We start from the raw sequence: 1,391 nt of genomic DNA, 5'->3' as shown, positions 1-1,391 counted from the left end.
TCGGCCTGCAGGGGCTGGCCCTGCGCGTCCAGCTGGGTGCTGCGCAGCAGGCGGCCGCTGCTGTCATAGCCATAGCGCATGTTCGCCGGGCCGCAGCTGCTGCAGCCCGGGCCGCGCAGCTCGATCAGGCGGAACTGGCCGCCGACGATGGCGCTGAGCAGGGTGCTTTGCTGGCCCAGGCTGTTGGTCAACAGGGTCTTGCCGAAGTTCTGCGGCTGGACGATGCCCTCGCGGTCGGGCTTGCCTTCGGTGGGCAGGGGCTTCTGAACGAACTGCAGGCTGATCTGCTCGATGCCGGTGTCGGGCACGGGCTGGCCCTTGCCGTCGAGCTGCAGGGGCAGGCCCTTGCTGCTGAGCACCGCGCGGCCCTCGCGGTCATAGGCATAGGTGGACAGGCGCTGGGTGCGGGCCTGGCCGGTCTTGGGGTCCAGGGTCTGCAGGCTGATGCCGGTCAGGGCGAAGCTGTGACCGCCGTTGTGCTGGGCCTCGTGGTGGTAGATCCGGGTGAACTCAGGGGTGGTGGCGAGGCCGCCCGTGCTCTTGGCGCTGAAGCTGGCCTGCAGCAGGCGGCCTTGCTTGTCGTGTTGGTAGGCGATGCGGCCGGTGGGGGTGTCCACGGCCTGCAGCAGGGCGCGCTGGCCGGCGCCGGCGCGGCCGTAGATGAGGCTGAGCTTGCGGCCCTGCGGGTCTTGCACGCCGATCAGGTCACCCAGAGGGTTGTAGCTCAGCTGCAGCTGCTCGCCGCTGGCGGCGCGCACCGTGTGCAAGGGGTGGCCACCGCCGCTGCCGCCGTGGAAGCTCAGCGTTCGGCCGTCGGGCCAGCGCCAGTGGTAGACGGGCTGGCCGTCGGCGCGGCGCTCGATGCGCACCTGGCCGTCGCTGAGCTGGGGGCTGGTGCAGAGTGTGCCGCCGGGGCCTTTGGCGAGGGTGATGCGGCGGCCGTCGGCCTGCAGGATCTGGATCTGCGAGCCGAGGTCGTAGAGCACGGTCTCGTAGCTCAGGCGCCATTGCGGGCCGACGATGCCGGCATGGCTGCTCTGGCTGTTGTAGTAGCGCTTGAGTTCCAGGCCGAGCACGCCGGGCAGGGCGGCGAGGTCGGTTTCTTCCTGGTACTTGTTGCCGTTGACGAGGTTGATGGGGTTGCCGCCGCCGAGCTGCACCCCCGCAGCGCCGCCGCCGCTGAGGCCGGCGGGGCCGGCGCCGCCGCAGCTGGGGTTGCCGCCGGGTGGGGCGGTGCAGGTGCCGCCGCCGCCACCACCGGGCTGGCACTCGGGGCGGTTCGGGAACAGGGTGCACAGGCCTCCCCCGCCGCCACCGCCGCCACCGGGCGGCAGGCAGCTCGCCCGGCTCGGGTCGCAGCTGCCGCCTCCGCCACCGGGTGGGAAGAGCTG

1 protein-coding gene is annotated in these 1,391 nt (G+C 72.3%); it reads right to left on the bottom strand.

Annotation, left to right across the window (positions count from 1 at the left end; all coding sequences use genetic code 11):
* The coding region (locus tag LNV23_RS23795; protein WP_263565232.1) for a DUF6531 domain-containing protein at positions 1-1,391 on the bottom strand (1,391 nt) is incomplete at both ends.

The sequence above is a fragment of the Kinneretia sp. DJ1R-11 genome, from assembly GCF_025717595.1.
In the GTDB taxonomy this organism is placed as follows: Bacteria; Pseudomonadota; Gammaproteobacteria; order Burkholderiales; family Burkholderiaceae_C; genus Paucibacter_A.
Note: the sequence above shows the minus strand (reverse complement) of the source record. Positions and strands in the feature narration are given on the sequence as shown.